The organism is Halococcus sp. PRR34 (genome assembly GCF_028617175.1).
In the GTDB taxonomy this organism is placed as follows: domain Archaea; phylum Halobacteriota; class Halobacteria; order Halobacteriales; family Halococcaceae; genus Halococcus; species Halococcus salifodinae.
This window is the reverse complement of sequence record NZ_JAQJDA010000006.1, coordinates 227,214-235,168: the sequence shown is the minus strand read 5'-3', so window position 1 is coordinate 235,168 and position 7,955 is coordinate 227,214. Positions and strand designations below refer to the sequence as shown.

The 7,955-nt window shown below is 67.4% G+C and carries 8 protein-coding genes; 4 read left to right on the top strand and 4 right to left on the bottom strand.

The genetic code is table 11. The features are described 5' to 3' along the window. Positions 1-366: 366 nt before the first annotated feature. The 3 genes from PHA81_RS10280 to PHA81_RS10270 all read left to right on the top strand — a co-directional run bounded on the left by PHA81_RS10280 (position 367) and on the right by PHA81_RS10270 (position 2,961). Positions 367-981, top strand: a complete 615-nt coding sequence (locus PHA81_RS10280; protein ID WP_273836712.1) for a metal-dependent hydrolase — start codon at positions 367-369, stop codon at positions 979-981. Positions 982-1,126: 145 nt separating this feature from the next. Next, positions 1,127-2,698 (top strand): Na+/H+ antiporter NhaC family protein, encoded by a 1,572-nt coding sequence (locus tag PHA81_RS10275; RefSeq protein WP_273836710.1) that lies wholly within the window; start codon positions 1,127-1,129, stop codon positions 2,696-2,698. Next, positions 2,695-2,961, top strand: coding sequence for a hypothetical protein (locus PHA81_RS10270; protein ID WP_273836709.1), 267 nt, complete (start codon positions 2,695-2,697; stop codon positions 2,959-2,961). Before PHA81_RS10275 ends, PHA81_RS10270 begins: the two co-directional genes overlap by 4 nt. 74 nt (positions 2,962-3,035) lie before the next feature. Here the strand turns inward: PHA81_RS10270 and PHA81_RS10265 are convergent, their stop codons facing one another. The 3 genes from PHA81_RS10265 to PHA81_RS10255 all read right to left on the bottom strand — a co-directional run bounded on the left by PHA81_RS10265 (position 3,036) and on the right by PHA81_RS10255 (position 6,143). After that, complete coding sequence (locus tag PHA81_RS10265) at positions 3,036-4,586, bottom strand: galactose oxidase (protein ID WP_273836708.1); 1,551 nt, start codon at positions 4,584-4,586, stop codon at positions 3,036-3,038. 69 nt (positions 4,587-4,655) lie between these two features. After that, positions 4,656-5,249, bottom strand: a complete 594-nt coding sequence (locus PHA81_RS10260; protein WP_005044018.1) for a DUF2150 family protein — start codon at positions 5,247-5,249, stop codon at positions 4,656-4,658. 39 nt (positions 5,250-5,288) lie between these two features. Further along, positions 5,289-6,143: a TatD family hydrolase gene (locus PHA81_RS10255; protein ID WP_273836707.1), complete on the bottom strand. Its 855-nt coding sequence runs from the start codon at positions 6,141-6,143 to the stop codon at positions 5,289-5,291. A 168-nt stretch (positions 6,144-6,311) separates the two neighbouring features. On the opposite strand from PHA81_RS10255, the gene PHA81_RS10250 reads away from it, so the two are divergent. Continuing rightward, the gene (locus PHA81_RS10250) at positions 6,312-7,454 is read left to right on the top strand and encodes a glutamate-cysteine ligase family protein (RefSeq protein ID WP_273836706.1); all 1,143 of its coding nucleotides are present in this window, start codon (positions 6,312-6,314) and stop codon (positions 7,452-7,454) included. A 30-nt stretch (positions 7,455-7,484) separates the two neighbouring features. Here the strand turns inward: PHA81_RS10250 and PHA81_RS10245 are convergent, their stop codons facing one another. Beyond that, a complete protein-coding gene (locus PHA81_RS10245; RefSeq protein ID WP_005044028.1) occupies positions 7,485-7,949 on the bottom strand; it encodes an NYN domain-containing protein in 465 nt (154 codons plus the stop codon). Positions 7,950-7,955: the final 6 nt, after the last annotated feature.

The following is a 7,955-nucleotide window of genomic DNA, read 5'->3' as shown; positions in this document are numbered from 1 at the left end:
ACAAAGACTCCTCTTCCGCTTCATCTCAATCGTTCTAACGACTCACCCCGACGCCGTCGGCGGATTCAATAGAGCTGTTTCGGTGTAATTTGGTGCATCTGAACCGGCCTCGATAGTTGGGTCCAGGTTGGCTTGTTCACCAGCCATCGGGTATTTATTGTCTCGGATGACGAGATAATCGTGTACTGAGTTGCGTATTGAGACAATAAGGACACCGCCATCAACCAGAACCCGAGTGAACTCGTTGAATGGCGTCGTTAAATCCTGAAGATGAGAAAAGGCGATCGGCAGCCGAAACGGGAATGTCGCCCCACGAGCACCCGGCGGACGATACTGGCTTACGGGTTCGGCACGTATTCGGTTTCGATGATGGCCACCACGCACGCGCTCGCCGGGATGGTGGTCGCGGGCGTGACGCTCGTGGTCGCGCCGGAACACACCCCGGTGGCCGTGGCGGCCGCCGGCATCGGCGGCGCGTTCCCCGATCTCGATCTCTACGCCGACCACCGCAAGACCCTCCACTTCCCGACGTACTACGCGGCGATCGCGGCCGTGCTCGCCGCTGTGGCAATCGCCGTCCCGAGCCAGTTCTCTGTCGGGCTGGCGTGGTTCTTCGTCGCCGCAGCGCTCCACTCCCGGATGGACGCGTTCGGCGGCGGGCTCGAACTCAAGCCGTGGCGCGGCACCTCCGAGCGTGCGGTGTACGACCACTACCGGGGTCGGTGGCTCCGGCCGCGACGGTGGATCCGGTACGACGGCGCGCCCGAGGACCTCGCACTCGCGCTGGTGCTCGGCGGGATCTGTCTCGCGATCTACCCGGCATCGATCGATCCCGTGATCGCGGTCGTCGTCGGGATCTCGGCGGTCTACACCCTGCTCCGCAAACCGATGGTCTGGATCGTCGAACGCCTCGTCGACGCGCTCCCTCCCACACTGCTCGATCGCGTCCCCGAGCGCTTCGTCGAAGATTTCCGTTCGTAGTCGCCGTTCCGATCGCTGTGTCGAGCACTGACTCCCTGGGTCGACCCGTCCGTCACTGTGTACCTTGAGTGTGAAATTCTGCCATACGAGCCGTTCAGAACGCATATAGGCGCACGCTCGGTCGTTAATGAACAACGGATAACCTATGAGTGAGAGCGGCGATCCCGACGACCCGGACAAGCACGACTACGAACAGGAGTTCACGGGCGATGATGACGAGGGACCGGCGATCGAGTTCTACGGCGGGCGGCTGATGAGCGCGATCCCGCTTGCACTCTTCGTCGCCTGGGCGATCGTCCAGAGCGGCCTCCTCCAGATCAGCGCCACCAACGGTCTGGTTGCGGGCATGCTGCTCGCGCTGATCGTCGGGATGTTCTTCGTGAAAGGTGACTGGAAGACCTACGCGAACACCATCTTCGAGGGGATGACTCAGCGAGTCGCCGCGACGGCGATCGTGGCGTGGCTGTGGGCGGGGATGTTCGCCGAAACGATCCAGGTCGGCGGGTTCGTGAGCGGGCTGGTCTGGGCGGCCGACGCGCTGAGCATCGGCCCCGCGCTGTTCCCCGCGGTGACGTTCTTGCTCGCCGGGCTGCTCGCGACCGGGATCGGGAGCGGCTACGGCACCGCGATCGCGTTCACTTCGCTCTTTTTCCCGGCCGGCGTCCTGCTCGGCGCGAACCCGGTGTTGATGTTCGGCGCGCTGCTCTCGGGTGCGGTGTTCGGCGACAACCTCGCGCCGGTGAGCGACACCACGATCGTGAGCGCCGTCACCCAGGACGCCGACATCGGTGGCGTCGTCGCCTCACGATTCAAGTACGCGATCGTCGCGGCGGTGCTCGCGCTCACGGGCTACATCGTCGCCGGCAGCATGATGACGGGGATCGACGTGGGGCAGGGAGCCCAGGGCGTCCTCGTCGACGAGAGCAACCCGCTGGGGCTCGTCCATCTGCTCTCGATCGGCGTCGTGATCGCGACGGCGATCAGTGGTCGCCACATCGTCGAGGCGGTCTCGTGGGGACTGGTGACGTCGGTCGTTCTCAACCTGGGCTTTGGGCTGGCGTCGGTGAGCGACATGATCGTGTTCCAGGCCCCGCGGGACGCGGGGCTCGCCCAGTCGCTGTCGGGCCTGCCGTTCGTCGAACTCGTCGATAGCGGGCAGTCTGCCGTCGCCGGTAGCATCTACGCCGGCGCGCTGAGCTTCTTCCCGCTGATCGTGCTCACGCTGTTGATCGTCGCGGGCGCGCGGATTCTGGTGCGTGGCGGTGGGTTCGCGGTGATCCAGGACTGGCTGCTGGAGACGTTCGCCACGACCGTACGCCGAGCCGAGCTCACGATGGTGCTCGGGACCGCGACCGTCAACTCCATGATCACGATCAACACCGCCGCCGAGATCGCCATCGCCCCGTACATCGCGCGGATCGGCGAGCGGTTCAACATCAACGCCTACCGCCGGGCGAACATCCTCGACGCGAACACCTCCGCGCTCGGCTACATTTTCCCGTGGGGTGGCGGCGTCCTCGCGGGCTACTCCGCGATGGTGGGCCTCCCCGACCAGTACGAGTGGTTCACCCAGTCGATGGTCGTCAACCCCATCGACGTCTGGCCGTTCGTCTTCCACGGCTGGCTGCTCTTTTTCGTCTTCATCGCCTCGGCGCTGACCGGGTTCGGGCTCGAATACGTTGCCGACCGCGAATCCGATGAGGTGGCGCGGGTATGAGCCGACTGAGTGCGCTGTTCGAAGGCGTAGGGTTCCGAACGAACAGGCCGACGTTCGAGCCGGGCGAGGAGCTCGCGGCGTTCGTCACCGGCTACGAGGACGGGCAGGCCCTCGTGCGGATCGGCGATACGGTGCTCCGGATCGACGACACCACGCCCGATCTGGTCGATACCCAGATCCGGCTCCGGGTCGAAGAGTTCGACGACAACGATCACGTCGGGCGGGCGACCGTCCTCGACACGATCGGCGATAGCTCGTTCTGACGCGTCGTTTTCGAACGGTCGTCTCGCGAGAAGATCAGCACACGGACAACGGTCGTGACCGCTCCTGACGACCGCTACTCGCCGGGCGTGTACGCCTCGTTGTACGCCACGCAGTCGTGGAGACCGTTCTGATCGAACCGCTTGATGTGCCCGCCGACGACGTACAGCGTCCCGTCGATCACGCCCGATGTGGCCCCACCCCGCTGGTGGGTCGGTCCGGGAAGATCGGTCGTGAACGAGTCGCTCACGGGGTCGTAGCGGTGGGCGACCGTCTCGTAGCGGTCGATCGTCGCTTCGCCCTGCCAGAACATTCCGTGGGTGAGATACGCCCGATTGCCGATGACGGGATCGCCGTGAGTGGCGTAGGTGCCGGCTCGTGGCATGGGCGTCGCGCGCTCGAACGAGCCGCCAGCGACGTCGTATCGAAAGTTCGAGTCCGTCGGGCCGGTGGTGCCCGACAGCCCGCCGATGACGTGGATGTACTGTCTCCCTCCATCGTTGAGCAGCGCGACCGTGGGCCAGCGTTTCGCTTCGGGCATCCGCGCGAGATCCGGATCGGCGACCGACTCGCTCGCGGGATCGAACGTCCAGAGCCGACGCTCGTCGAACGTTCCGGGCACGTCGCCGTCGAACCCGTGATCGGTCGCGGTCTCGGCGTCGTGTGCGCCGGTGCCGCCGCCCACGCAGTAGACCAGGCCGTCGGCCGGATTGTAGACCCCGCCCATCACCCAGTTCGGGTACGGACAGCGCGTTCCCTGGGTTGCGGTCAGATCCGTCCAGCCCTCGTCCGGTCGGTAGCGAGAGATCGCGTCCGAGGGCGGCGGCCCGCCCTCGTAGGGGCCGTTGGTGGGTGCGCCGCCGAAGCTGTAGAGCGCGTCGTCGGTGGCGACCCCGCAGGGACCCCACAGCGCCCGTGGGAAGTCGGCTCGTCGATCCCACGTGCCCCCCGAACCCGCTGCCGGGTCGTACGCGAACGTCTGCCGGGTGGCGGCCAGCCCTGTGGCGGTCTCGATCCCACCGAAGAAGTAGAGTTCGCCGTCGAGTACCCCACCGCCGGCGTCGCTCCCGACGACCGGGAGGGGGGTGCGCTCGGTCCAGCCCACGGACGGCTCCGGTGCGGTCGGCGTCTCGGTCCGTGTTGCGGTCGGTGTTGCGGTTTCGGTCGGCGTTCGTGTCGCCGTCTCGGTCGGTGTCGCGGTCGCCGTTTCGGTCCGAGTGGCCGTCCGCGTCGGTGTGACCGTCGTGGTTTCGGACGATGTCGTGGTCCGGGTAGCGTTCGAGGATGGAGTCGTCGATCCGTTCGACGCGTTGGCGGCCGCGGTCGTCGGTGGCACGGTCGTCGGGTCCGCGGACGTGATGATCGACTGCTCCTGGGTCGTCGTTCGCTCGTCGTCCGACCGGGCTCCGGTTCCGTTGGCTGCGTCGGTGCGGCGCGTCGCTCCGGTCGTCGCGTCGCTGCTCGAACCGTTTCCGCCTGAGGCGTTCTCACTGGAACCGTTGCCGTCACCACCGGAGCCACCGAACAGACAGCCGGCCATCGCGGCGCTCGCGCCGAGGCCGATCGCTCGGAGGAGGGTTCGTCTGGCGGTCCCGTCGCGGTCGGCGGAGCGGTGGTCTTCGGTCATCCCTCGTGGTGTGGTGGTCTCGCGTGGTCTCCGGGCGGTGCCGGGTCGATGCGGGCTGTGTGGCCGATCTCAGGCCTCGTCCTCGGCTTCCTCGTCTTCTTCGATCAGTTCGGGGTCGCTGAGCGCACTTTCGAGACTGCCGAGCCCGTTGAGCCACTCGGCGACCGGGCCGTAGCCGACGTCGTCGATCACCGATCGATCGAGCTCCGCGCCGTCGATCAGCAGCGTTCCAGCCCGGGCGCAGTGGCCGAGCGCGTCGTCGAACTCCTCCTCGCTCTCGGCGGCGTCGGCGGCCCGGAGACACTCGGCGACATCGGCGTCGGCGACGCCCTCGGCGACGTACAGCTCCGCGGCGTAGAACACACAGACCAGCGAGGTCTGGACGCCGTCGACGAGCAGCAGGGTTTCCTCGTCGTCGATGTCGACGTCCGCGAGCACGATTTCGCGGACGTTCGCGAGCTCGTTCATCGTCATCTCGGCATCGAGCTCTTCGTTGTCGTACGCGGTGAGGACCTTCACGACCGCGATCGCAGCGTCCTCCTGGAGGTTCCAGAGCAGGCGTGCGGCGTCCTCGTCCTCGGGATCGAGGTCCTCGTCGCGGAGGCGGTCGAGCCAGTTCTGCCAGCGTTCGTCGGTGTAGAAGCCGTCCGTGGGTGCGCTCATACCCGCACCGAACGTTGCGCTATTGATAGACCTTTTCGTCTACCCGAGGGTCGCGCGCGTGTCGATGCCATAGACCTCGGCCGGCGTCTCGACGTGAGCGGTCTCGATCGCCGCCTCCCAGCCCTCCTCGCGGAGCCACCGCACCCGCCGGGGGACGGTTTTCGGGCCGAGCACCGCGCCGGGACGGTCGGGATCGTCGACGAAATCGGTCTCCATCAGAAACGGCTCGTCTGCGGTTTCGGCACGCTCTGCGGCCTCCGCTAATCGATCCTTGTCGCTCATCACGCTCGGTGTCGGCCCGGCGAGCCGGCCGCCGGCGTAGTGTTTGACCACCCGGTGGCGATCGAGCCCACGAGCTTCGGCCCACGCGGCGATCTCGGTCAGGTCCTCGCTCGCTTCGGTGTGGAGCTGCACCGCACAATCGAGATCGCCCCCGAGCGCGAGCGCGTGTCGCAGGACCGCGTTCGAGGCGTCCCACACTGCGTCGGGCACGTCGTAGTGGGGCCGACCGGATTTGAGCGCCAGCGCCCGGCCGTCGGCGACGTACTCTGCGGCGGCGTCGAGACCGGCCTGCATCAGGTCGCGCGCCTCGGCTGGCGCGAACCCGCGGTCGTCGACGAGCTTCGAGACGAGCCCTGGATGCACACCCAGGACGGGCCACGCCCGGCCATCGAGGATCTCGCTTGCCTCCGTGACGGCCGCGATCGTGGTCTCGAACACCGCCTCGAAGTCCGCGCCCTGCTCGACATCGACGCCGAGCAGCCACGAGGGTTTGTTCACCACGAGGAGGTGGGTGCCGCCGACCCGAGCGAAGTCCTTCACGGCCTCGATCCCTTTCCCATGTTCGGGATCGAGATGGAGGTGGTTGTCGAGCACCGGCGTATCGAGTTCCATGGCCGGTATCGGGGGATCGCTCGCAAAAACTGCACGCTCTCGTCGAGCTCGTGGTCGGGAAACCGACCGACGTGGCCGTATTCCTGGCATGTGCAGGGGTCGTGGCTATGCTCGTACGTGCCGTCGAGACGCGGTAGCTCGCGTCGCGCGGGCTCGGAGGTGTTGTTCATGAAGATAGGAATCGAAGCCGAGTACTGGGTGATCGATGCGTCGGGAGCGCTGTGTGACGGGCGAGCGCTCACGATACACGACAACGTCGAACCCGAGTTCGTCGCCCCGCTGATCGAGGTGCACACGCCGCCGCTCGAAGATGTCGACGAGCTCCGGCGCTCGTTCGGGACGACCCTCCGGACGGTGCTCGATGCGGCCGCCGCCGACGGCAAGCGGCTCGTACCGCTCGGAACGCCGCTCGCCTCGGCGGCATCGCCGCCGGTCACCGATCGGGGGCAGCTCCTCGAACGGATCTACGGTGCGGGTCTCGCGCCCGCGACCCAGTGTGCCGGCACGCACGTCCATTTCGATCTCGACGACGCCACGAAACAGCTCACCCTCTTGACTGCGCTCGATCCCGCGCTCGCGCTGGTGAGTTCGTCGCCGTGGTACGCGGGGCGACCCCGAGGGCACTCCTCGCGCGCACACGCCTACCGGTCGCTGTGTGGCGAGGCGTTCGTCCCGTTGCGCGACCTCTGGTCGTACCCGTCCGATCTTTCCGAGTGGGAACGCCGGATCGAGGCGAGCTACGATCGGTTCCGGACGCTCGCTGCCGAGCGCGGCGTCAGCGAGGACGAGCTCGTGACTCACTTCCAGCCCGACGACGCGATCGTAGCCCCAGTCCGGCTGCGTCGGTGCCCACCGACCGTCGAGTGGCGTGCCCCCGACACGGCGCTGCCCACCGAAACGTTGCGCCTCGTAGGAGATGTCGCCCGCCTGGTCCGTCGCGCCGCGGACGAGCCGGTGGAGATCGGCGATCCGCGCGTCGAACCCGGTCGGATCGTCGTGCCGCCGTTCGACGAACTCGAACGGCTCTCGCAGGCGGCGATCGAGCACGGTCTCGGTTCGTCGGCGGTCCGTGAGTACCTCGAACGAATGGGGATCGACACGCGGGCCTACCGGCCGATCGCGACCGAGATCGCGTGCGACACGTCGGTGACACGGGCCGACGCGCGGCGCATCCGGATCGCGTACGCCGAGCGATTCGAACGCGACATCGAAGCGATCACGGCTCGCTCCGCCATTGAAGCGGCGAGCGAGCAACGAGCGCTCGTCGATGGCGGCCGGAACACGGACACCTCGAGTAGAAAGCTGCCGTAGCCGTCCGGGAACGATCCGCCATCCACTACGTCAGTCCGTCGGGTCGGATTCGAGCGTGACAGCTTCGTGGGCGGCGTTTCTGAGCGCGTCCGAGCGGCCGTGACTCCCGGGCGCGATCGCGAGCGTCGCCAGCCCACGGCGGGCGGCGTGTTCGAGCACGGGCTTGAAGTCGGTGTCGCGCGACGCGATCGCGAGAGTGTCGAGATCGCCGATCGCGGCGGTCGCGTCGACCGCGAGCTTCACGTCGACGTCGCCGCTCGTGATCCGGACCTCGAACCCGCGGGCTTCCGCAGCCTGGATCAGTCCCGGCGTGGCGTGTTCGTCGAGATAGAGCCGCACGACAGCCGGCCGGCCGACCGCCGCCGCAGCCGCGCGGATGTCGTCGAGATCCACGTCGAACTCGCTCCGGAGGACGTTCGGTCCGTCGACGAACAGCCCGACCGCCGGCTCGCGACTCCCCGTACTCGACACCGCCTCTCGGAGCTTTCCGAGCATGTCTCG